This window comes from Streptomyces sp. NPDC033966, from assembly GCF_055575955.1.
The window spans coordinates 19588-42425 of sequence record NZ_JBVIRQ010000017.1 but is presented as its reverse complement, the minus strand read 5'-3'; the positions used below and the strand labels follow the sequence as shown (position 1 = coordinate 42425).

At 71.1% G+C, this 22838-nt stretch carries 21 protein-coding genes; 16 read left to right on the top strand and 5 right to left on the bottom strand.

Annotation, left to right across the window (positions count from 1 at the left end):
• Positions 1 to 97: 97 nt before the first annotated feature.
• Positions 98 to 352: a MoaD/ThiS family protein gene (locus ACZ518_RS33560; protein ID WP_361608620.1), complete on the bottom strand. Its 255-nt coding sequence runs from the start codon at positions 350 to 352 to the stop codon at positions 98 to 100.
• A gap of 478 nt (positions 353 to 830) precedes the next feature.
• On the opposite strand from ACZ518_RS33560, the gene ACZ518_RS33555 reads away from it, so the two are divergent.
• From ACZ518_RS33555 to ACZ518_RS33535, 5 genes are all read left to right on the top strand, one after another.
• On the top strand, positions 831 to 1649 hold the full coding sequence (locus ACZ518_RS33555; RefSeq protein WP_469116809.1) for a response regulator transcription factor: 819 nt from the start codon (positions 831 to 833) through the stop codon (positions 1647 to 1649).
• A gap of 24 nt (positions 1650 to 1673) precedes the next feature.
• Entirely contained in the window at positions 1674 to 2696 is a 1023-nt protein-coding gene (locus ACZ518_RS33550) for a LacI family DNA-binding transcriptional regulator (protein WP_469116808.1), read from the top strand.
• A 126-nt stretch (positions 2697 to 2822) separates the two neighbouring features.
• Complete coding sequence (locus ACZ518_RS33545) at positions 2823 to 4076, top strand: S1C family serine protease (RefSeq protein ID WP_469116807.1); 1254 nt, start codon at positions 2823 to 2825, stop codon at positions 4074 to 4076.
• A 50-nt stretch (positions 4077 to 4126) separates the two neighbouring features.
• Positions 4127 to 4861 carry a response regulator transcription factor gene (locus ACZ518_RS33540; RefSeq protein WP_469116806.1) on the top strand — a complete coding sequence of 245 codons (735 nt, stop codon included), beginning with the start codon at positions 4127 to 4129 and terminating at the stop codon, positions 4859 to 4861.
• The gene (locus tag ACZ518_RS33535) at positions 4858 to 6315 is read left to right on the top strand and encodes a sensor histidine kinase (protein WP_469116805.1); all 1458 of its coding nucleotides are present in this window, start codon (positions 4858 to 4860) and stop codon (positions 6313 to 6315) included. Before ACZ518_RS33540 ends, ACZ518_RS33535 begins: the two co-directional genes overlap by 4 nt.
• Here ACZ518_RS33535 and ACZ518_RS33530 read toward each other — a convergent pair.
• Together ACZ518_RS33530 and ACZ518_RS33525 are read right to left on the bottom strand one after the other, a co-directional pair.
• Positions 6295 to 7248 (bottom strand): phosphatidylinositol-specific phospholipase C, encoded by a 954-nt coding sequence (locus ACZ518_RS33530; protein WP_469116904.1) that lies wholly within the window; start codon positions 7246 to 7248, stop codon positions 6295 to 6297. The genes ACZ518_RS33535 and ACZ518_RS33530 overlap by 21 nt on opposite strands.
• Positions 7249 to 7315: 67 nt before the next feature.
• Positions 7316 to 7900, bottom strand: a complete 585-nt coding sequence (locus tag ACZ518_RS33525) for a TetR/AcrR family transcriptional regulator (RefSeq protein WP_469116804.1) — start codon at positions 7898 to 7900, stop codon at positions 7316 to 7318.
• A 136-nt stretch (positions 7901 to 8036) separates the two neighbouring features.
• Between ACZ518_RS33525 and ACZ518_RS33520 the strand changes: the two genes are divergently transcribed.
• A complete protein-coding gene (locus ACZ518_RS33520) occupies positions 8037 to 8822 on the top strand; it encodes an alpha/beta fold hydrolase (protein ID WP_469116803.1) in 786 nt (261 codons plus the stop codon).
• A 77-nt stretch (positions 8823 to 8899) separates the two neighbouring features.
• Here ACZ518_RS33520 and ACZ518_RS33515 read toward each other — a convergent pair whose 3' ends face one another.
• Positions 8900 to 10717, bottom strand: a complete 1818-nt coding sequence (locus ACZ518_RS33515; RefSeq protein WP_469116802.1) for a bifunctional metallophosphatase/5'-nucleotidase — start codon at positions 10715 to 10717, stop codon at positions 8900 to 8902.
• Positions 10718 to 10855: 138 nt separating this feature from the next.
• Between ACZ518_RS33515 and mshD the strand changes: the two genes are divergently transcribed.
• Positions 10856 to 11785, top strand: a complete 930-nt coding sequence (mshD, locus tag ACZ518_RS33510) for a mycothiol synthase (protein WP_469116801.1) — start codon at positions 10856 to 10858, stop codon at positions 11783 to 11785.
• 566 nt (positions 11786 to 12351) lie between these two features.
• On the opposite strand, the gene ACZ518_RS33505 is transcribed toward mshD, so the two are convergent.
• Entirely contained in the window at positions 12352 to 12858 is a 507-nt protein-coding gene (locus ACZ518_RS33505; RefSeq protein ID WP_469116800.1) for an NUDIX hydrolase, read from the bottom strand.
• Between the two features lie 18 nt (positions 12859 to 12876).
• Between ACZ518_RS33505 and ACZ518_RS33500 the strand changes: the two genes are divergently transcribed.
• From ACZ518_RS33500 to pstB, 9 genes are all read left to right on the top strand, one after another.
• A complete protein-coding gene (locus tag ACZ518_RS33500) occupies positions 12877 to 13656 on the top strand; it encodes a GntR family transcriptional regulator (RefSeq protein WP_469116799.1) in 780 nt (259 codons plus the stop codon).
• A 139-nt stretch (positions 13657 to 13795) separates the two neighbouring features.
• A complete protein-coding gene (locus ACZ518_RS33495) occupies positions 13796 to 13969 on the top strand; it encodes a hypothetical protein (RefSeq protein ID WP_469116798.1) in 174 nt (57 codons plus the stop codon).
• Complete coding sequence (locus ACZ518_RS33490; RefSeq protein ID WP_469116797.1) at positions 13962 to 14216, top strand: hypothetical protein; 255 nt, start codon at positions 13962 to 13964, stop codon at positions 14214 to 14216. Before ACZ518_RS33495 ends, ACZ518_RS33490 begins: the two co-directional genes overlap by 8 nt.
• Positions 14217 to 14982: 766 nt before the next feature.
• The gene (locus ACZ518_RS33485) at positions 14983 to 17301 is read left to right on the top strand and encodes an RNA degradosome polyphosphate kinase (protein ID WP_469116796.1); all 2319 of its coding nucleotides are present in this window, start codon (positions 14983 to 14985) and stop codon (positions 17299 to 17301) included.
• Complete coding sequence (locus tag ACZ518_RS33480; protein ID WP_469116795.1) at positions 17282 to 18241, top strand: CHAD domain-containing protein; 960 nt, start codon at positions 17282 to 17284, stop codon at positions 18239 to 18241. Before ACZ518_RS33485 ends, ACZ518_RS33480 begins: the two co-directional genes overlap by 20 nt.
• A gap of 439 nt (positions 18242 to 18680) precedes the next feature.
• The gene (gene pstS, locus ACZ518_RS33475) at positions 18681 to 19820 is read left to right on the top strand and encodes a phosphate ABC transporter substrate-binding protein PstS (protein ID WP_469116794.1); all 1140 of its coding nucleotides are present in this window, start codon (positions 18681 to 18683) and stop codon (positions 19818 to 19820) included.
• 128 nt (positions 19821 to 19948) lie between these two features.
• Positions 19949 to 20938, top strand: coding sequence for a phosphate ABC transporter permease subunit PstC (gene pstC / locus ACZ518_RS33470; protein ID WP_469116793.1), 990 nt, complete (start codon positions 19949 to 19951; stop codon positions 20936 to 20938).
• Positions 20938 to 22020, top strand: coding sequence for a phosphate ABC transporter permease PstA (pstA, locus tag ACZ518_RS33465; RefSeq protein WP_469116792.1), 1083 nt, complete (start codon positions 20938 to 20940; stop codon positions 22018 to 22020). Before pstC ends, pstA begins: the two co-directional genes overlap by 1 nt.
• A gap of 29 nt (positions 22021 to 22049) precedes the next feature.
• Positions 22050 to 22826, top strand: coding sequence for a phosphate ABC transporter ATP-binding protein PstB (pstB, locus tag ACZ518_RS33460; RefSeq protein WP_469116791.1), 777 nt, complete (start codon positions 22050 to 22052; stop codon positions 22824 to 22826).
• Positions 22827 to 22838 lie beyond the last annotated feature (12 nt).

Below are 22838 nucleotides of genomic sequence, written 5' to 3'. Positions count from 1 at the left end.
GGTCTGGGTGGCGTACGGGTCCTGCTCGGCGGCCTGCTGCTGCGGCTGCCGCTGTTGTTGCTGCTGCTGTTCTTCGGGAGTGCTCATCGGTTTCCGCTCACCCGCCCGCGAACGGCGGGAGCACCTCGACGGTGCCCCCCTCGGTCAGCAGGACGGCATCGTGCGGGCGCTTGCCCACGGGCTCGTCGTTCACGAGGAAGGAGCAGCGCTGCAGGACCCGGGTGAGTTCCCCCGGATGGCGGTCCCGCACGGCGTCGAGCGCCTCGGCCAGTGTGTGCGCCGAGTACGGCTCCTCCGCCGTCTCGGCCGCGGCTTTCGCCGCCGCCCAGTAGCGGATGGTTCCGGTTGCCACTGCAGCTCCTATCGGTCGGCTCCGTCGGCTCTCTACCGTCGGCCTCCATGATGACCCCTCCGGCCCGTCACCCCGGCGTGCCTCAGCGCGCCGTCCGTGCGCCCGGAGGCCCCGCAGGACCGGTCGGCGGACCGCTCGATCCGGCGAAACCAGGGCATACGCAGGAGGAAGGCGTGGCGCGAACCACAGAATGCGGTGCACGGCAGCCCTCGGCTCCGAAAGGGCCGGTGGGCTATTCTGGCGGCGTAGAGGATCCGGGCAACGTAGCCCCCGGGTCCTTTTGTGCTTTCAGCACGTTGAACGGACCGAGAACAGCGGTATCCGTCCGGACCCCAGGGCGCGGGGGCCGGACGGCATGCCAGGCAAGTCGTACGAAGCCGTACCACGCACGTCCTCGACGGGACCGAGGAGGAACCGACGTGATGGACCAGCGAAGCAAACAGGAGCACGGCCGCCCGAACCGGGCAGGTGGCCGGGCATGAGCTCTCTCCTCCTGTTGACCAATGCCCTGCAGCCGTCGACCGAGGTGCTGCCCGCACTCGGCCTCCTGCTGCACAACGTCCGGGTGGCCCCCGCCGAGGGCCCGGCCCTGGTGGACACCCCCGGCGCGGACGTGATCCTCGTCGACGGCCGCCGCGACCTGCCGCAGGTGCGGTCGCTGTGCCAGCTGCTGCGGTCCACCGGACCGGGCTGCCCGCTGATCCTGGTGGTGACCGAGGGCGGCCTCGCCGCCGTCACCGCGGACTGGGGCATCGACGACGTACTCCTCGACACCGCCGGCCCCGCCGAGGTCGAGGCACGGCTGCGGCTGGCCACCGGCCGCCAGCAGCTCGGCTCGGACGACTCCCCCATGGAGATCCGCAACGGCGACCTGTCGGTCGACGAGGCGACGTACAGCGCGAAGCTGAAGGGCCGGGTCCTCGACCTCACCTTCAAGGAGTTCGAGCTGCTGAAGTACCTCGCCCAGCACCCCGGCCGGGTCTTCACCCGCGCCCAGCTCCTCCAGGAGGTCTGGGGCTACGACTACTTCGGCGGCACCCGGACGGTCGACGTCCACGTACGGCGGCTGCGGGCCAAGCTCGGCCCCGAGCACGAGTCCCTGATCGGTACCGTGCGCAACGTCGGCTACCGCTTCGTCACCCCCGAGAAGGTGGAGCGCGCGGCCGCCGAAGCCGCCGCCAAGCAGGCCGCGGGGAAGGCCCCGGCGCAGGACGCGGACCGCACGAGCGGACCCGTAGCCCGTTCGGAGGAAGCTCCTGTGACCATCCAGTCGGCAAAACACCCTGCCCAGAGGTAGGTCACCCCGCGTAGACTTCCGCGCGTGGCCAAGGTGACGCGGGATGACGTAGCGCGACTTGCGGGTACTTCTACCGCCGTCGTGAGCTACGTCATCAACAACGGACCCCGGCCGGTCGCCCCGGCCACGCGCGAGCGTGTACTCGCCGCGATCAAGGAGCTGGGGTACCGGCCGGACCGCGTGGCCCAGGCCATGGCGTCACGCCGCACCGATCTCATAGGCATGATCGTCCCCGACGCCCGCCAGCCGTTCTTCGCGGAGATGGCGCACGCGGTCGAGCAGGCCGCCGCCGAGCGCGGAAAAATGGTCCTGGTCGGGAACTCCGACTACCGGGACGAGCGCGAGGTCCACTACCTGCGCGCCTTCCTCGGCATGCGGGTGTCGGGGCTGATCCTGGTCAGCCAGGGCATGAGCGAGCGCGCCGCCTCGGAGATCGACGCGTGGGACGCGCGGGTGGTGCTGCTGCACGAGCGTCCGGAGGCCATCGACGACGTCGCGGTCGTCACGGACGACATCGGCGGCGCGCAGCTCGCGACGCGGCACCTGCTGGAACACGGGCACGAGTACGTCGCCTGCATCGGCGGCATCGAGAACACCCCCTCGGTCGGCGACCCGGTCGCCGACCACGTCGAGGGCTGGCGCCGGGCCATGCTGGAGGCCGGGCGGTCGATCGAGGGCCGGCTCATCGAGGCCCCGTACAACCGCTACGACGCGTACCGGGTCGCCCTGGAGGTCCTGGCCCGGCCGGACCGGCCGACGGCGATCTTCTGCGCGACGGACGACCAGGCCATCGGCGTGCTGCGCGCCGCGCGCGAGCTGCGCATCGACGTCCCCGAGCAGCTGGCGGTGGCCGGCTTCGACGACGTCAAGGAGGCGGCCCTGACGGACCCGCCGCTGACCACGATCGCCTCGGACCGCCCGGCGATGGCCCGCGCGGCGGTGGACCTCGTCCTGGACGACGCCCTCCGCGTGGCCGGCTCCCGCCGCGAACGCCTCAAGCAGTTCCCGTCGGCCCTGGTGATCCGCCGCAGCTGCGGCTGCCGCTAGGCCCTGTCCGGGCGGTCTTCGCGGGCCCACGCCGCCCCAGGTCCTTATTTCGGGCATACGCGGTTCTGTCGGGCTTCTCAGCCGGGACTCAGAAAGCTCTCATGATCCGCGGACAGAGTCATCGACATGACCGAGAGCTTCCGCCGCGAAGGCGAGTACCCGCAGGAGAACGGCCCGGCCCGGAACGCGCCCTTCGGGGACGACTGGCAGCGGGGACGCGACCGGCTGGCCCAGGAGACGGGGGCCGCCGCCTACCCGCCGCCGCCCTCGTACCCGCCGGCCGCTCCGGCACCCGGCCGGCACGAGGCGCACCAGCCGCCGGCGACGGTCATCCAGGGCGAGACCGTCCCCGCCGGCGGCGGTAGTGGCAGCGGTGGCGGGTGGGACGCCTGGGGTTCCTCAGCCGCCGCCGGCCCCGCCGGCCCCGCGCACGCGGCCCGCGCCAAGCGCCCCGTCGCGCTGCTCGCAGCCGTCGCCCTCGCGGCGGCCGTGGTCGGCGGCGGGACGGCCGTCGCCGTGCAGCAGTTCCTCGGGCAGGCCGGCGCCCCCGTCGGCGCCGTGAGCGGCACCAACGTCTCGCAGTCCAGCAACGGCACCGTCTCCGGGGTCTCCGAGCAGGTCAGCCCGTCCGTCGTCCGCATCGACACCCGCACCGGCTCCGGCCAGGGCACCGGCTCCGGCTTCGTGCTCACCGCCGACGGCGAGATCGCCACCAACAACCACGTCGTCAGCGGCGCCTCCGAGATCCAGGTGACGATGAGCGACGGCAAGAAGTACAGCGCCAAGATCGTCGGGACCGACCCCGGCAAGGACCTCGCCCTCATCAAGCTCCAGGGGGCGAGCGGCCTCAAGCCCGCCAAGCTCGGCAACTCCGACCAGCTCAAGGTCGGCGACCAGGTCGTCGCCATCGGCTCCCCCGACCGCCTCACCGGCACCGTCACCAGCGGCATCGTCTCGGCGCTGAACCGCGAGGTGAACGTGCCGAAGTCCGAGGACCGCCGGCAGCAGACCCCGCAGCGGCAGCGCGGCGGCGGCTGGCCGTTCTCGTACGAAGGTCAGCAGTTCAACGGCGACACCGGCTCCGACACCACCTCGTACAAGGCCATCCAGACCGACGCCTCCCTCAACCCCGGCAACTCCGGCGGCGCGCTCGTCAACATGAACGGCGAGATCGTGGGAATGCCCTCCGCGATCTACTCCCCGTCCAGCGACGGCTCGAACGCCGGCAGCGTCGGCCTGGGCTTCGCCATCCCGGTCAACACGATCAAGGCCGACCTCGACTCCCTCCGCAAGGGCGGCAGCGGCGGCGCCGGGAACGCCAGCGGCAACGGCAACGGCGGCTCCGACAGCGGCGGCAACGGCTTCGGCATCTCCTTCTGACACCCTGGGACGTGCCCCGCGCACCGACCACCACCCCTGGGGGACCCCGTATGAACGCCGCCGAAGGCGACCCGCAGCGGATCCTCGTCGTCGACGACGAGCCGGCCGTACGCGAGGCCCTGCGCCGCAGCCTCGCCTTCGAGGGGTACGACGTACGCACCGCCGTCGACGGGCTCGACGCCCTCGACCAGGCGGCCGCGTACGCCCCCGACCTGATCGTCCTCGACATCCAGATGCCCCGGATGGACGGACTGACGGCCGCCCGCCGGCTGCGCGCCTCCGGCAGCGTCACCCCGGTGCTGATGCTGACTGCCCGCGACACCGTCGGCGACCGCGTCACCGGCCTCGACGCGGGCGCCGACGACTACCTCGTCAAGCCGTTCGAGCTCGACGAGCTCTTCGCCCGCGTCCGCGCGCTGCTGCGCCGCAGCTCCTACGCCGTCCCCGCCGCCGGTCCGGAACCGGCCGGGGACGCCCTCGCCTTCGGCGACCTGCGCATGGACCTCGCCACCCGCGAGGTCACCCGGGGCGGACGCCCCGTCGAGCTGACCCGGACGGAGTTCACGCTGCTGGAGATGTTCCTGGCGCACCCGCGCCAGGTGCTGACCCGCGAGCAGATCCTCAAGACGGTCTGGGGCTTCGACTTCGAGCCCAGCTCCAACTCCCTGGACGTGTACGTGATGTACCTGCGCCGCAAGACCGAGGCCGGCGGCGAACCGCGCCTGGTGCACACCGTCCGCGGGGTCGGGTACGTCCTGCGCGCCGGCGAGGGCGGGCCCGAATGACGGGTCCGGCCGCCAGGTTCCGGGCGCTGCCGCTGCGCTCCCGGCTGGCGCTGCTGGTCACCGTCGCGGTCGCGGTCGCCGTCGCGGCGGTCGCGGGGGTGTCCTGGGTGATGGTGCGGGCGCAGCTGAACGACCAGCTGAACCAGTCCCTGGTGGCCACCGACCCCAGCGAGCAGGTGCTCCGCACCCTGCGCGAGGGCTGCACGCTGCGCCCGCCCCCGAACCAGATGGACATCGCCGGGGACCTGAACGCGACCGTGCAGATCGTCACCCCCGAGGGGGGCCGCTGCTGGGTGAGCGGGCGGACGGACCTGCCCGCCACCCAGACCGACAAGGACGTCGCGGCGGGCCGCATCAGCGGCAGGCTGCACGACGCCACCACCGCCGACGGCGACAGGATGCGCGTCTACACGATCGGCCGGCGCCTCACCACCGGAGGAGCCACCTTCGGGATCTCCATCGCCAAGCCCCTCGCCGACATCGACAAGCCCCTGTCCACCCTGGCCTGGGTACTGCTCCTGGTCTCCGGCATAGGGGTCGTCGGCGCGGGCGCGGCCGGCCTGTGGGTGGCCCGTACGGGGCTGCGGCCCGTGGACGAGCTCACCGGTGTCGTCGAGCACGTAGCCCGCACCGAGGACCTCACGGTGCGGATCCCGGACGAGGGCGACGACGAGATCGCCCGCCTGTCACGGTCCTTCAACGCGATGACCGCCGCGCTCGCCTCCTCCCAGGAACGCCAGGCCCAGCTGATCGCGGACGCCGGGCACGAGCTGCGTACGCCGCTCACCTCGCTGCGCACCAACATCGAGCTGCTCGCGCGCAGCGAGGAGACCGGCCGCGCCATCCCGCCCGAGGACCGCAGGGAGCTGCTCGCCTCGGTCAAGGCGCAGATGACGGAGCTCGCCGCGCTGATCGGGGACCTCCAGGAGCTGTCCCGCCCGGACGCGGCCCCGCACGCCCCGCTCGGGGTGGTGGCCCTGCACGACATCGCCGCCTCGGCGCTGTCCCGGGCCCGGCTGCGCGGACCCGAGCTGCGGTTCGGCTCCGCCCTGGAGTCCTGGTACGTACGGGGTGAGGCGGCGGCGCTGGAGCGGGCGGTGGTCAACCTGCTGGACAACGCCGTGAAGTTCAGCCCGCCGGGCGGTGCGGTCGAGGTCTCGCTGCACGCGGGCGAGCTGACCGTACGCGACCACGGGCGGGGCATCCCGCCCGAGGACCTCCCGTACGTCTTCGAGCGGTTCTGGCGCTCCGAGTCCGCCCGCGCCCTGCCCGGCAGCGGGCTGGGCCTGTCCATCGTGGCCCGTACGGCCGCCCGCTCGGGCGGTACCGCCGAGCTGCGGGCGGCCCTGGACGGGGCGGGCGGCACGGAGGCGGTGCTGCGCATCCCGGGCGCTCCGACGCCGCCGCCGTCGGAGCAGCCGTCGACGCCGCGGTCAGTTGTGCCGGATCAGTGAGGCGACCAGGCCGGAGCGGGTGTTCGGGAAGTCCATCGGGACGATGCCGAGGCCCGTGCGGCCGGTGAGTTCGGCGCCGTCGACGAAGCCGTGGACCTGCGGGTTCAGCCGGTCGGAGTTCCAGCGCGGGGGCATGTACGCGGCGGTGCTGACGTAGTTGACGAAGAGCTTGCCGGGCTCCCGGACGGCCTTGCGGAAGTGGTCCTCGATGCGGACGCGCTTGGCGAAGGGCTCGGTGTTGTAGTCGTCCTGGATGGCGAACACGCCGCCGTCTCCGTAGCGCAGGCCGGGCAGGCCGGCGTTGTCGGCGAGGAGGACGACCTTGCCGCGGGCCTGCCCGAGGGCGGGCAGGGTGTCGGCGATCCGGAACAGCGGGCGCCAGCCGCGGTTGTCGAGGTAGTCGTCGAAGACGGCGCGGAAGGCGGCGTCGGAATCGGAGGAGTACTCCTGCTTGACGCGCATCAGCACCGTCTCCGAGGGGTGCGCGGCGAGGAAGCCCCGGCAGGCGGCCAGGACGTCGCCGAACATCAGGTCCTGGAAGAACGAGCCGTGGTGGATGGCGAACGAGCCGCCCGTGACCCGGCAGCGGACGTCGAGGAAGCGGATGCCGGAGTCGAGCTGCTGGGCGATGGAGGTGTTCTGGCAGGCGACGTAGAGGCCGCCCTTGGTGGCACCGGAGTCGTGGGTGCCGGGGATGGTCATCCGCTGGAGGGCGGTGGAGTCGGCGAGGCCGGCCATCCAGTCCTGGGTGCCGAGGGTCCTCGCGGAGGCGGGCGCCGCGGCCCCGAGTCCCAGGAGCGCGCCCGCGCCCACCGCCGCGGCGCCCGCGAGGAAGGCCCGCCGGTCCAGTGCCCCGCCCGTGGCCGTGGCCCCGGCCGCGCCCGTGCTCGTACCCGTAGCCGCGCCCGTACCGCTGCCCATGCCCATGCCCATGCCCATGCCCCGCCCCTTCGCCGACCTTGTGTCGGGACGGGATTATGGCGTGCGGGGCCGGCGTTTACTACCTGCCGGTAGCAGGCTCCTCCAGCAACTCCGCCATCCGGCGCAGCCCTTGGGCGAGCTCGGCCCCCGCCGGCGCCTGCTCGGGGTCGGTCAGGGCCTGCACCATCACCCCGCTCAGCAGCGCGAGGTGCACCGACCCGAGGGCGCGTACGTCCTCGTCCGTCACCGACTCCTCGGACACCCCGGCCAGGTGCGCGGCCACCATCCGCCGGGAGCGGCGCTGCCCCTCGGCCAGGATCGCCAGCAGCTCGGGCGAGGACTGGGCGTGCACGAAGGCCTCGATGTTGGCGATCCACAGCCAGCGCATGTCGAGGAAGTCGCGGATCTTGCGGTCCCAGGTGTCCGCGTACCGCTCGGCCGCCGTCCCGCCCTCCCCGGCGAGCCGGCCGGAGTCGGCGGCCCAGTCGTCCATCGCGGCGAACAGCGCCTGGTTGAGCAGCGCCTCGCGGGACCCGAAGTGGTAGCCGATCGCGGCCATGCTCACCTTCGCCGCCGAGGCGATGTCGCGCACGGTCGTGCGCGAGTAGCCCTTCTCCTCAAGGCAGCGGCGGGCGCCGGCCAGCAGGTCCTCGCGATTTCCCATGGTCCGGATGGTATCCGCGACCTCTCGGCAAGGGGTTGGGCAAGCGTGCAATACATATGTCTTGCACGCTTGCCCAAACGCTGGCAGAGTGATGCCCGCAACCACCGCAGGCAACGCGAACGGGGAGACACGAACCATGCGCGACACGCTGAGCATCGACGGCCGCACCCTCTCTTACCTGGACTTCGGCGGTACCGGCCGGCCGCTCCTCGCCCTCCACGGCGGCATGTCCGAAGCCGCGGCCTTCACCGGCCTCGCCGCCGCCCTGGGCGACCAGTGGCGCGTCATCGCCCCCGACCAGCGCGGCCACGGCGACTCCGACCGCGCCCCGCACTACCGCCGCGACGGGTACGTCGCCGACGCCGTCGCCCTCCTCGACCACCTCGGCCTCACCGAGCCCGTCACCGTCCTCGGCTACTCCCTCGGCGGCCTCAACGCCTACCACCTGGCCGCGGCCCACCCCGACCGGGTGGGCGCCCTGATCGGCGTCGACGCCACCGTGGCCATCGACATCCCCGCCGGCCCGCAGTGGTTCGACTTCCTCGGCGCCCTGCCCTACTCCGCGCCCACCCGCGAGGAGCTCCTCGCCGCCGTCGACCCGGCCGCCCTGCCGTTCGTCGCCGACGGGGTACGCCCGCTCGGCGAAGACAGTGGCTGGCGGCTGGCCTTCCACGGGCAGGACATGCTCGACTCCATCCACTCCTGCGCGGGCGACCACTGGAACACCTGGACCGCGAGCACCTGCCCCGCACTGCTCATCCACGGCCGCCAGAGCAAGGCGCTCCCCCAGGCCGTCGCCGACGCGATGGTCAGCCGGCGCCCGGGGACCTCGTACACGGCCCTGGAGGGCGACCACTTCGTGCCCTTCACGGACCCGGAGGGCTTCCACGCGGCGGTCGGCAAGTTCCTGGCGACCCTCTAGCCACACGCCGAGGGGGCGGCGGGCCGCCTTCGGCCCACCGCCCCCTCGGGACGTGCGTACTACTCGTACCGCTCGTACTACTTGACGACCGTGATGCGGTCCGCCGCCGGCGGGGCGATCGGGGCCGCCGCCGTCGACTTCGCCAGGTAGGCGTTGAAGGCGTCCAGGTCGGACGCGCCCACCAGCTTGTTCTTGTGCTCCTTCAGGACGGTGAACCCGTCGCCGCCGCCCGCGAGGAACTCGTTCATCACGACCCGGTAGGTCTTGGCGGGGTCGATCGCCGCGCCGTTCAGCTTCACCGAGTCCACGACGATGCGGTCCGCGCCCGTCTTCGTCATGTCCAGGGTGTAGGTGAAGCCCTTCGAGACCTGCAGGATCTTCGGGTTCGGGCCGTTGACCGTGCCGCTGACCTGCTGCTGCAGCGCGGTGATCAGCTGCGCGCCGGTCAGGTCCACGACGTTCATGAGGTTGTTGAACGGCTGGACCGTGTACGACTCGCCGTACGTCACGACACCGTCGCCCTCGCCACCCGCGGCCTTGTAGGCCAGATCGGCACGGATGCCGCCCGGGTTCATGATGGCCAGCTGCGCGCCGCCCTTGTCCGCCGGGGCCGTGGCCTCCAGCTGCGCGTCCGCGATCAGGTCACCGAGCGGCTTCTCCGGCGCCTCCGAGCCGCGGCCCGGGATGTCGGCCGAGATGTAGCCCATCGGACGGTTCGCCACCGGGGCGGCGAGCTCCTTCCAGCGGGTGATCAGCTCGGACATGTCCGCGGCCTTCGGCTGCTCGCGGCCGACGACCTTGTTCACCGGCTTCGGCGACGTGACCGGCGTACGGACGATGTCCTTCGTCGCCCGGTCGTACGTCAGCGTGGTGTCCGTGAACAGCCGGCCGTACGAGGCGGCCGAGGTGACCGTACGCGGGTTGCCCGCCGGGTCGGGGATGTTGCACGAGTACGCCTGGTGCGTGTGGCCCGTCACCAGCGCGTCGACCTTCGGGTCGACGTTCTTGGCGATGTCGACGATCGCACCCGAGATGCCCGCGCCGGCACCCGGCACGTCGCAGTCGTAGTTGTACGCGCCGCTCGCGGGCAGACCGCCCTCGTGGATCAGCGCCACGATCGACTTCACGCCCTGCTTGTTCAGCTCGGCCGCGTACTTGTTGATCGTCTCGACCTCGTCGCCGAACTTCAGGCCCTTGACGCCCTCGGCGGTGACGACGTCCGGAGTGCCCTCCAGGGTGACGCCGATGAAGCCGATCTTCACCTCACCCTTCTTCCAGATGAAGGTGGGCGACATCAGCGGACGCTTGGTCTTCTCGTCCGTCACGTTCGCGGCGAGGTACTGGAACTGCGCCCCGGTGAAGGTCTTGCCGTACTCGAAACAGCCTTCAGTCGGGTGACAACCGCCGTACGCCATCCGGCGCAGCTCGGTCTTGCCCTCGTCGAACTCGTGGTTGCCGACGCTCGACACATCGAGGTTCAGCTTGTTGAGCGCCTCGACGGTGGGCTCGTCGTGGAAGAGACCGGACAGCATCGGACTGCCGCCGATCATGTCACCGGCCGCGGCCGTGACGGAGTACTCGTGGCCCTTGCGGGCCTCGCGCAGGCTGGTGGCGAGGTACTCGACACCACCTGCGGGTATGGACTTGGTGGTGCCGTCTGCCTGACGTTCGCTCACGGTGCCGGACGAGCCCTGCGGGGGCTCCAGCGTGCCGTGGAAGTCGTTGAACGAGAGCATCTGTACGTCGACGGTCCGGCCCTTGGGAGGCGTACCGCCACCACTCGCGGCACCGGCCGGCAGTGCGGCGGCGACCAGCGCGCCGGCACCCGCCGTGAGGGCGAGAGCGCCGAAGGTCAACCGGCGGGCCGTACGGAGCCGTTGTGGCTTCGCTGACATTTATTCCCCTTTGTGGACAGCGAGACAACATTTGGGAGGTCCACGCAGCCTATGGTCAACGCGCGTAGCACGACAGGGGGTAGCGGGTTGCGAGCTGGTTACGCGCGGCCGTCGGGCGCTGCGCCGTAGGCTCGGAGCATGACTGACGCAGCAGCGGCCCTGGAGCCGGGACGGCAGATTGAGATCCTCGACGAGCTGACGGAGGAGCAGGCCGACTCCGTACTGGAGCTGATCGGAGAGGCGGCCCGCACCGACGGCACCACCGCCGTCTCCGAACAGGGCCGCCTCCAGCTGCGCGGCGGACCGCGCGAGGGGATCCGGCACTTCCTCCTCACCGACGGCGGGCGGCTGTGCGGGTACGGGCAGCTGGAGGACACGGACCCGGTGGAGGCCCCCGCCGCCGAACTCGTCATCCACCCCGCCCTGCGCGGCCGCGGCCACGGCCGGGCCCTGGGCACCGCCCTGCTGCACGCCTCCGGCAAGCGGATCCGGGTGTGGGCGCACGGCGGCAAGTCCGCCGCGCGGCACCTCGCGCAGGTACTCGGGCTGACCCTCTTCCGCGAACTGCGACAGCTGCGCCGCCCCCTGGGCCCCGACGCGCCGCCACTGCCCGAGGCTGCGCTCCCGGCCGGCGTCACCGTCCGCACCTTCGTCCCCGGGCAGGACGACACCGCCTGGCTCGCCGCCAACGCCGCCGCCTTCGCCCACCACCCGGAGCAGGGCGCGCTCACGCAGCGGGACCTGAACGACCGGATCGCGCAGCCGTGGTTCGACGCCAAGGGCTTCTTCCTCGCGGAGCGGGAGGGCGAACTGGTCGGCTTCCACTGGACGAAGGTCCACGCCGAGGAGCAGCTGGGCGAGGTGTACGTGGTCGGCGTCCGCCCGGGCGCCCAGGGCGGCGGCCTCGGCAAGGCCCTCACGGCGATCGGCCTGCGCCACCTGGCGGAGTCGGGCCTGCCGACGGCGATGCTGTACGTCGACGCGGACAACCCGGCGGCACTGGCGGTGTACGAGGGCCTGGGGTTCGCCACGCACGAGATCGACCTGATGTACCGCACGGAGAGCTGAGGCCGTCCGCCGCTCCGGGCCCGCTATCTCCCCCTCGAGGGGTGCGGGCCGGGCGGTGGCTGCCCACCCGCCTCCCCGTCTGCGGGCCGGTGGGGCGGGGAGCGGTATCCCCTTGGGCGGTCTCAGGGCTGGTTCGGGGGTTTCCCGTCAGTCCCATCGTCCTTCCGTGTCGTGCCGGTCCCTCAAGGGCGCTCCCTTCGGTCGCGTCACTTCGTGATCGCCTTCGGCGACCCTTGACCGACCGTCCCGCCCCGGAAAGCCGAAAGACTGACGGGAAGCCCCCAAAAGAACGGTCACGGGGGAGGGGAGGAGGGGCAGCCGTGTCAGCGATGAGGCGACGGGGCCGGGCCTTGGCCGGCCGGGCATCCGAGCCCGTGGATCCCGGATTCCGGGCCGGGGGCGCGACTATGCGCACGAGAGGTTGATCAGAGCGACCTGCGGCGCCTCCAGGCGCGCCAGATCGCTACGCGCTTCTCATTTATCAGCGTCCGGCGACCGTCCTGGGCTGATACCCGCACCAGAGGTTGATCAGAGCAGCTCAGGGAGCGGATGGGCGCGTGAGATCGCTACGCGCTTCTCTTGTCTCGGCGGCCGGCGGCCGTCCGGGGCTGGTCTGTGAGCAGTTGACGTCCGTCGTGGCTTCGCACGTGGGGGCTGTCGCCGTCGAGGGCGTCCAGGAGGCGGATGGCGTAGACCTCGGACATGCGCTCGGCCACCTCGTCGGGTGTGAGCCACTGGACTGCCGTGCTTTCGCCAGACACGCGTTCTGCGCCGCCGGAAGGCTTGCAGCGGAAGACCAGTGCCACCACTCCAGCCGTGATGTTCTTGTACACACCGGTGAGCCGGTCTACTTCCACGAGGATGCCGGTCTCCTCCAGCACCTCACGCCGCACGCCGTCCTCGGGGGTTTCGGCCAGCTCCAGCACTCCGCCCGGCAGCTCCCACGTCCCGTTGTCCGCTCGGCGGATGGCCAGCAGTCGGCCATCGTCACGCACCACTGCCCCGGCAACCGACACGGAATGACGTGGCGTTGACCTGTCCGACGGGACGCTGTTACTCATGTACATGAGCATAGGAGGAAGCGAAGGACTATGGGAGCAGCTGTAGGAGGAGGCAAGACCGTCCCTCGGTACTTGCAGATCGCCGAGGACATCGTCCAGCAGGTTCGCGCCGGCATCTTGAAGCCGGGAGAGCAGGTGCCCAGTGAGGCCGAGATGGTCGAGCGTTACGGGGTCTCGGGTGGGACCGTCCGCAAGGCGATGCTGGAGATCCGCGCCAGCGGTCTCGTGGACACCCGGCACGGCAAGGGCTCCTACGTAAAGGACCGTCCGCCGGTGCGCCACCGGTCATCGGACCGTTTCCGGCGCTCGTTCCGCCAGGGCGGCAAAGCCGCCTACCTCGCCGAATCTGAGCAGTCCGGGGCCACCGCGAAGGTCAGCGTCGTCTACATCGGGCCGGTCGAGGCCCCAGAGGCGATTGCTCAGCGTCTTGGCGTGGATGTGGGGACTCAGGTGCTAGCGCGCCGTCGCTTGTACTTCCGCAATGGCACTCCTGTGGAGACGGCGACGTCGTACCTGCCGTGGGACGTCGTGCGCGACATCCCGGAACTCTTCGCCGAGAACCCCGGAGGTGGCGGCATCTACGCCCGCCTCGAAGAACACGGCCACACCTTCGCCGAGTTCACAGAGACCCTGCAAGCGCGGCCTGCCGCGAAGGCCGAGGCATCGGAGCTGGCACTGAGCCCCGGCGCCACCGTGGTGCACCTGCTGAGGAACGCGGTCACGCAGACGGGCCGCGTCGTGGAGGTCTGCGACACCCTCATGGCAGCTGACCAGTTCGTTTTCGAGTTCCGCATCCCGGCAACCGACTGACGGCCACCACCCCATCCACAACCCGCTGTGACTTCACCTTCACAGCGGGTTGACTCATGTACAGGAGTCGGGTCATTCTCCTTCGTGTCACTCATGTACATGAGTGGAGGAGTTCAGCCTCTTTAGAGGAGTGGCCACCATGCGCCAGATTCCCGTCCGTTGGGCAGTAACGTCCTGCCTCACCGGCACCGACGACGACACCCTCTCGGTGAGGTCTCTCGCGGCAATCGAGCCGAGTTCGGAACTGCTCAACCGTGCACAGGCCGGCTGGGAGCGCTTCCTCAGCACCTTCGAGGCGGCGTCCGATGAATGAGCGCTACGAGTACGTCCCCCACCGACTGCTCCGCCGACGCGTCCGCGACATCGCCTCGGGCGTTGAGGGTGTGCTGATGGCCGTGATCAACGAGAACGTCTCCGACACCGGCATGGAGCGCTGGATGGAGCTCGCCTACATCAGGGGCGCCTCCGGCCGCGAGTTCACGACCGCCGTCGCCAACGTCGTGCCCGCCCCAGACCAGCCCCAGGCGGCCGCCGGCCGCCGAGACCAGAGAAGCGCGTAGCGATCTCACGCGCCTGTCCGCTTCCTGATCTGCTCTGATCAACCTGTGGTGCGGGTATCAGCCCCGGACGGCCGTCGGCCGCCGAGACGACAGGAGCGCGTAGCGATCTGGCGCGCCTGGAGGCGCCGCAGGTCGCTCTGATCAACCTCTCGTGCGCATACTCGCGCCCCCGGCCCGGAATCCGAGATCACGGGGCCGGATGCCCGGCCGGCCGACGCCCGGCCCCGTCGCCTCATCGCTGACACAGCCGCCCCTCCTCCCCTCCCCCGTGACCGTTCTTTTGGGGGCTTCCCGGCAGTCTTTCGGCTTTCCGGGGCGGGACGGTCGGTCAAGGGTCGCCGAAGGCGATCGCGTAGCGACGCGACCGCAGGGAGCGCCCTTGAGGGACCGGCACGACACGGAAGGACGATGGGACTGACGGGAAACCCCCAAACCGGCTCTGATCCCGTTCAAGGGGATCCGGCCCCCCGCCCCACCGGCCCGCAGACAAGGGGGCGGGTGGGCAGCCACCGCCCCGCCCTGCCCCGGCCCACCCCCTCGAGGGGGAGATAGCCGGCCCGCGCCGCAAGCCCCGTACCCCTGCCCACCCCCGCACCCACCCCCGTACCCACCCCCGCCCCGTGCACCAGGCGGAGACAGGAAGCCATACGCCATTAACCGGGCATTCAGACGCGCTTGCGAGTCTCCCGACATGCAGCCCCGACTCCGTCTGACGGCAGACACTTCCGACGCGCCTGTCCTGCCGCGTGCGCGGAAGAATGGAGTCATGAGCCACCAGCCCAGCGCAGGCCCCACCGAGGTCCCCGCCCAGCACACGTCTCACTCCTCCGCAACCGCAACCGCAGCCGCGACCGGAAGCGGAAGCGCAAGCGGCAGCCGCAGCGGCGACGCGAAGTCCCGCATCGGTTCCATAGCCGCCCACCGGCCCCACGCCACCCGCGTGACCGGGCACGTCGACCTCGATCCCGACCTCGACGCCGATCTGGACGCCTACGAGGACAAGGACGACACCGGCGAGCTCCCCGCGAACCGTTTCCTCGACCGGGAGCGCAGCTGGCTGGCCTTCAACGAGCGGGTGCTCGAACTCGCCGAGGACCCCGCGACCCCGCTGCTGGAGCGCGCCAACTTCCTGGCGATCTTCGCGAGCAACCTCGACGAGTTCTTCATGGTCCGCGTCGCCGGCCTCAAGCGCCGCATCGCGACCGGCGTCGCCACCCGTTCGGCCTCGGGCCTCCAGCCCCGTGAGGTGCTGGACCTGATCTGGACCCGCTCGCGCGAGCTCATGGCCCGGCACGCCGCGTGTTTCCAGCACGACATCTCCCCCCAGCTCGCGGAGGAGGGCGTCCACCTCATCCGGTGGCCCGACCTCACCGAGAAGGAGCAGGCCCGCCTCTTCACCCTGTTCCGCAACCAGATCTTCCCGGTGCTCACCCCGCTGGCCGTGGACCCCGCGCACCCGTTCCCGTACATCTCCGGCCTCTCCCTCAACCTGGCCGTGGTCGTACGCAACCCCGTCAGCGGCCACCGCCACTTCGCCCGGGTCAAGGTGCCGCCGATCCTCTCCCGCTTCCTGGAGGCCTCCCCGCAGCGCTACGTCCCCCTGGAGGACGTGATCGCCGCGCACCTGGAGGAGCTGTTCCCGGGCATGGAGGTGCTCGCGCACCACATGTTCCGCGTGACCCGCAACGAGGACCTGGAGGTCGAGGAGGACGACGCCGAGAACCTCCTCCAGGCCCTGGAGAAGGAGCTCATGCGGCGCCGCTTCGGCCCGCCCGTGCGCCTGGAGGTCGAGGAGTCCATCGACCCCGGCGTCCTGGACCTCCTCGTGCAGGAGCTCAAGGTCAACGCCGCCGAGGTGTACCCGCTGCCCGGCCCGCTCGACCTGACGGCCCTCTTCGGGATCGCCTCCCTGGACCGGCCCGAGCTGAAGTACCCGAAGTTCGTCGCCGGCACCCACCGTGACCTCGCCGAGGTGGAGTCCGCGTCCGCGCCGGACATCTTCGCCGCGCTGCGCGAACGGGACGTGCTGCTGCACCACCCGTACGACTCCTTCTCCACCTCCGTCCAGGCCTTCCTGGAGCAGGCCGCCGCCGACCCGGACGTCCTCGCGATCAAGCAGACGCTGTACCGCACGTCCGGCGACTCCCCCATAGTCGACGCGCTGATCGACGCCGCGGAGTCCGGCAAGCAGGTGCTCGTACTCGTCGAGATCAAGGCCCGCTTCGACGAGCAGGCCAACATCAAGTGGGCGCGCAAGCTGGAGGAGTCCGGCTGCCACGTCGTCTACGGGCTCGTCGGCCTCAAGACGCACTGCAAGCTCTCCCTCGTCGTCCGCCAGGAGGGCGACACCCTGCGCCGCTACAGCCACGTCGGCACCGGGAACTACCACCCCAAGACCGCCCGCCTGTACGAGGACCTCGGCCTGCTCACCGCCGACCCGCAGGTCGGCGCGGACCTGTCCGACCTCTTCAACCGGCTGTCCGGGTACTCCCGCCGCGAGACCTACCGCCGGCTGCTGACCGCACCCAAGTCCCTGCGCGACGGGCTGATCTCGCGCATCGACAAGGAGGCCGACCACCACCGGTCCGGCCGCCCGGCGTCGGTCCGGCTGAAGATGAACTCGATCGTCGACGAGGCCCTCATCGACTCCCTCTACCGGGCCTCCCAGGCGGGCGTCCCCATCGACATCTGGGTGCGCGGCATCTGCGCCGTACGCCCCGGCGTCCCCGGCCTGTCGGAGAACGTCCGGGTCCGCTCGATCCTCGGCCGCTTCCTGGAGCACTCCCGGGTCTTCGCCTTCGGCAACGGCGGCGAACCCGAGGTGTGGATCGGCAGCGCCGACATGATGCACCGCAACCTCGACCGCCGCATCGAGGCACTGGTCAGGGTCACCGACCCGGCCCACCGCGCGGCACTGGACCGGATGCTGGAGACCGGCATGTCCGACGCCACCTCCTCCTGGCACCTGGGCCCGGACGGCGAATGGACCCGGCACAGCACCGACGCCGAAGGCCAGCCGCTGCGGCACGTACAGGAGATGCTCATAGACGCCCGGAGGCGCCGGCGTGGCTCTGCCAAACCATGACGACCTGACCGCAGGTGACGTGCTCGGCGTGTACCTGCGCTCCCAGGCCACCGCTTTCCTGCGCGCGCTGCGCCTGCACGACGCGGGCGCGGCGGGCGGCTCCACCGCCGATTCGGCGGAGAGCAGCGAGGCGGCGTACGGCCTGCGGGGCGCGGCGCGCCGGATCGCCGGATCGTTGAGCACGTTCCGGGCGGTCACCGAGGCGCGCTGGGCGGACTCGCTGCGTACGGAGCTGGTCTGGCTGTCGTCCACGCTGGCCGACGAGCACGCGTACGCCGCCCGGCTGTCCCGGCTGATGGAGGCCCTTCAGCGGCTGTCGGGCTCCCCCGACCTGCCCTCCCCGCGGGGCGGGGCGGGCTCGTCGGGCGCCCTCACGGTGGGTTCGGCGCGGGCGGGTGCCCTGCTGGAGCGGCAGCTCACGCTGGCGCGCACCCGGGCGCACTCGGCCACCCTCCAGGCCCTCGGGTCGTCCCGCTTCCACGCGGTCGCGGACGCGGTGGCGGTGCTGGCCTCGGAGGTGCCGCTGGACCCGGTGGCGGCGCGGGGCCGGGTCGGGGACGTGCTGGAACCGCTGGCGGAGGTGACCGGGACCCGCCTCGCGGGGGCCGTCTCCGCCCTTCCCGCGGCGCAGGGCACCCCGTACGCGGCGCACGAGGACGCCTCCTGGCACGAGGTACGCCGGCTGCTGCGGGTGCACCGGTACGCGCGGGAGGCGCTGGGCGGGGACGTGGGCCGGCTCTCGGCGGCGGGCGAGGCGCTGGACCTGCACCGGGACGCCTCGGGGGCCGCCACCGCCTCCGCGACGGCCGCCCGCACCCCGCGGATCGCCCCGGCGACGGCGTACGCCCTGGGCGTGCTGCACGCCGACCAGCGCCACGCCGTGGAGGCGGCCCGCCTCTCGTTCCACCACATCTGGCACCCGGCCGCCGCCGTTCCCTAGTGCCGTGCCCGCCCTTCCACCGTTCCCCGGGGCTCTGTCCCGGATCCCCTGGGGGCTCCGCCCAGACCCCCGTGCCTCAAACGGGTTCGGGGCGCGGCCCCGGGGAAGGGGCGAGAGCGGGGCGGGGCACCGGCGGAATCCGGCCATCCCGCCCGGCCAGGGCAACGGCTCCGCGACGGTAACGGCGGTATAACGGGCGGATAACGCCCGATTGCGCCCGGGTACAAACCACCCCATCCGCACCGGGCCGTCCGCCATGGTTCACCCCCCGTTCACCAAGCGCGGTCGACCGCTTCACCTGTTCTGCCTAATTTCGGTAGCGCAGGGTGCGAGCCGATCGGGAGAACACGGCGCCGCACCACCACAGCCCCGTAGTCCTCTTCGCACGCCGCCCCGATACAGAAAGCGGCCGGCGGCCCCTCGGAAGGAACACCCGAAAGTGAAGCTTCAGCGCAAGAACCGGCTTCGTGCCTCCGCCCTCGGGGCTCTCGTCGTGTCCGGCGCCCTGGTCCTCACGGCGTGCGGTTCGGACGACAACACGAAGACCGGCGCCGACGGCACCACGAAGGCCTCGGCCCCGGCGCCCGGCGACATCAAGTGCGAAGGCGCCAAGGGCAAGCTCCTCGCCTCCGGCTCCTCCGCGCAGAAGAACGCGGTCGACCTGTGGGTGAAGAACTACATGGCCGCCTGCTCCGGCGTCGAGGTGAACTACAAGTCCTCCTCCTCCGGTGAGGGCATCGTCGCCTTCAACCAGGGCACCGTCGGTTTCGCCGGCTCGGACTCGGCGCTGAAGCCCGAGCAGGTCGAGGAGTCGAAGAAGGTCTGCACCGGCGGCCAGGGCATCAACCTGCCGATGGTCGGCGGCCCCATCGCCCTCGGCTTCAACGTCTCCGGCGTGGACAAGCTGAACCTCGACGCCGCCACGATCGCCAACATCTTCAACGACAAGATCAAGAAGTGGGACGACGAGGCGATCAAGAAGCTGAACCCCGGCGTCACGCTTCCCTCCACCGCCATCCAGGCCTTCCACCGCTCCGAGGACTCGGGCACCACCGAGAACCTGGGCAAGTACCTCAAGGCCGCCGCCCCTGACGCCTGGTCCTACGAGGCCTCCAAGAAGTGGCCGGCCCCCGGTGGCCAGGCCGCCTCCGGCTCCGCCGGTGTCGCCTCCCAGGTCAAGGCCGTCGACGGCGCGATCGGCTACTTCGAGCTCTCGTACGCCGCCTCGCAGAGCATCAAGACCGTCGACGTCAACACCGGCGCCGGCGCCCCGGTCAAGGCCACCCCGGAGAACGCCTCCAAGGCCATCGCCGCCGCCAAGATCGCCGGCACCGGCTCCGACCTGGCCCTGAAGCTCGACTACACCACCAAGGCCGAGGGCGCGTACCCGATCGTCCTGGTCACCTACGAGGTCGTCTGCGACAAGGGCAACAAGGCCGAGACCCTCGGCACCGTGAAGTCCTTCCTGGACTACACCTCCTCGGACGCGGGCCAGAAGGTCCTGACCGAGAACGGCTACGCGCCGATCCCGGCCGAGATCAACACCAAGGTCCGCGAAGTCATCAAGTCGCTCGCCTAGTCCCACCCTCCCGGCCCGGGCCGATCCTCTGCCGATCGGCCCGGGACCCGGGACCCTCCCCCACCACCCGGGGGAAATCCGGTGCACCGCCGCCAGGGGGCCCGCCCCCCACACAGACCGGAAAGACCATGGCTTCCACCACACCCACCCAGATAGACGCGGCTCCGCCGGTCTCCAAGAGCGGAAGGTCCACCGGACGCGCCGGTGACAAGATCTTCGCGGGGCTCTCCAAGGGCTCCGGCATCCTGCTCCTGGTGATCATGGCGTCGATCGCCGCCTTCCTCACCTACCGGGCCACCATCGCCCTGTCGAAGAACCAGGGGAACTTCCTCACCACCTTCGACTGGAACGCGTCGGCCAACCCCCCTGCCTTCGGCATCGCCGTCCTGCTCTTCGGCACCGTCGTCAGCTCGATCATCGCGATGGCCATCGCGGTTCCGATCGCCGTCGGCATCGCCCTGTTCATCTCGCACTACGCGCCGCGCAAGCTGGCCGCGCCCCTCGCCTACGTGGTCGACCTGCTGGCCGCCGTGCCGTCGATCATCTACGGCATCTGGGGCGCCCTCTTCCTGGTGCCGCAGCTGAACGGGCTGAACCTCTGGCTCGACGAGTACCTCGGCTGGACCTACGTCTTCGACAAGACCCAGGTCGGCGTCGCCCGCTCGCTCTTCACCGTCGGCATCCTGCTCGCGATCATGATCCTGCCGATCGTGACCAGCGTCAGCCGCGAGGTCTTCCTCCAGGTCCCGCGCATGAACGAGGAAGCCGCCCTGGCCCTCGGCGCGACCCGCTGGGAGGTCATCCGGATGTCGGTGCTGCCCTTCGGCCGCTCCGGCGTCATCTCCGCCTCGATGCTCGGCCTCGGCCGCGCCCTCGGCGAGACCATGGCCGTGGCCACCGTCCTCTCCCCGAGCTTCCTCATCTCGCTGCACGTCCTGAACCCGGGTGGCGGCACCTTCGCGCAGAACATCGCCGCGAAGTTCGACGAGGCCAACGAGTTCGGCCGTGACGCGCTCATCGCCTCCGGCCTGGTCCTCTTCCTGCTCACCCTGCTGGTCAACGGCGCAGCCCGCCTGATCATCGCCCGTCGCAAGGACTTCTCGGGGGCGAACGCCTGATGAGCCACGCACTCCAGGACCAGCGCCCCGTCCGGGCCCGCAAGTCCTCCTCCCCCGCCGGCCTGACCCGCGGCGGCCTGCCCCGCTGGGCGCCGGCCGGCACGGCCGTCGCCTCCGCCGTGCTCGGCACCGTCATCGGCCTCGTCTTCGACCTGCACAGCAAGGTCCAGTGGGGCCTGATCGCGGCCCTGCTGTTCGTCGGGATCACGTACACCTCCAGCGCGGTGATCGAGAACCGCCGCCAGGCCAAGGACCGCGTCGCGACCTCCGTCGTCTGGGTCTGCTTCGTCCTCGCGGTCGTCCCGCTGCTCTCGCTGATGATCACCACGGTCAGCCGCGGCATGAAGGTCCTCGACGGGGGCTTCCTGAGCCACTCCATGAACGGCGTGACCAGCTTCGAGCAGGGCGGCGGCGTCTACCACGCCCTCCTCGGCACGCTGGAGCAGGTCGGCCTCGCCACCCTGATCGCGGCGCCGATCGGCCTGCTGACCGCCGTCTACCTGGTCGAGTACGGCAAGGGCCGGCTCGCCAAGGCCGTCACCTTCTTCGTCGACGTGATGACCGGCATCCCCTCCATCGTCGCGGGCCTGTTCATCCTCACGACCTGGAACCTGATGCTCGGCTTCGGCCCCTCCGGCTTCGCCGGCGCGATGGCCCTGTCGATCCTGATGGTGCCGGTCGTGGTCCGCTCCACCGAGGAGATGCTCAAGCTCGTCCCGAACGAGCTGCGCGAGGCCGCCCTGGCCCTCGGCGTGCCGAAGTGGCGCGTGATCCTCAAGGTCGTGCTCCCCACCGCCATCGGCGGCATCTCCACCGGTGTCATGCTGGCCGTGGCACGCATCGCCGGCGAGACCGCCCCGATCATGCTGCTGGTCTTCGGCTCCCAGCTCATCAACGGCAACCCCTTCGAAGGCGCCCAGTCCTCGCTCCCCCTCTACATCTGGGAGCAGTACAAGGTCGGCAGTGAAGCCTCCTACGACCGGGCATGGGCCGCTGCGCTCGTCCTGATCGCCTTCGTCATGATCCTCAATCTGGTGGCCCGCGGCATCGCCCGCTGGAAGGCCCCGAAGACCGGTCGCTGAAGCGACCGAACGAAAGCGAAGTGACCCTCATGGCCAAGCGAATCGACGTCAGCGGCCTCTCCGCCTTCTACGGCACCCACAAGGCCATCGACGACATCTCGATGACCGTGGAACCCCGCTCCGTGACGGCCTTCATCGGCCCCTCCGGCTGCGGCAAGTCCACCTTCCTGCGCACCCTGAACCGCATGCACGAGGTCACCCCCGGCGGCCGCGTCGAGGGCAAGGTGCTGCTGGACGACGAGAACCTGTACGGCCCCGGCGTGGACCCGGTCGCGGTGCGCCGCACGGTCGGCATGGTCTTCCAGCGCCCGAACCCCTTCCCCACCATGTCGATCTTCGACAACGTGGCGGCGGGCCTGCGCCTGAACGGCAGCTACAAGAAGTCCGAGCTCACGGACGTAGTCGAGCGGTCCCTCAAGGGAGCCAACCTCTGGAACGAGGTCAAGGACCGCCTGAACAAGCCGGGCTCCGGCCTCTCCGGCGGCCAGCAGCAGCGCCTGTGCATCGCCCGCGCCATCGCGGTCGAGCCGCAGGTCCTGCTGATGGACGAGCCCTGCTCCGCCCTCGACCCGATCTCCACCCTCGCCATCGAGGACCTGATCGGGGAGCTGAAGGAGCGCTTCACGATCGTCATCGTGACGCACAACATGCAGCAGGCGGCCCGCGTCTCCGACCGCACCGCCTTCTTCAACCTCGCCGCCGTCGGCCAGCCGGGCAAGCTGGTCGAGATCGACGACACGGACCGGATCTTCTCCAACCCGTCCGTCCAGGCGACCGAGGACTACATCTCGGGCCGCTTCGGCTAGACGCCGAACCCC